This window comes from Candidatus Symbiothrix dinenymphae (assembly GCF_001431085.1).
The window spans coordinates 1-211 of the sequence record NZ_BBRU01000551.1; the positions used below are offsets into that span (position 1 = coordinate 1).

The window sequence follows — 211 nt, forward strand, 5'->3', positions numbered from 1 at the left end:
GTTACGGCGGTGGGCTGTGCTTGCAGCGTGTAGTTGTTCTTATCCTCCCCTGTGAGCGCGAAACCGCTGAATGTAACCGTTTTACCCGTGCCCGCATTCTTGTCTGCAAAAGTAGCCATGCCGTTTGCTACGCCTACATCATCCGAGCCTACTGTGCCAACAACAGTGCCGGATGCTGTAATGGTGGCGGTGGTGGTGCCATCGTAGTTTT

General features: G+C 54.5%; 1 protein-coding gene. It reads right to left on the reverse strand.

Annotated elements, in window-relative coordinates:
* Nucleotides 1-211 (reverse strand): YDG domain-containing protein (locus tag ASC50_RS05600; protein ID WP_158648513.1); only part of this gene is annotated, 211 nt, incomplete at both ends.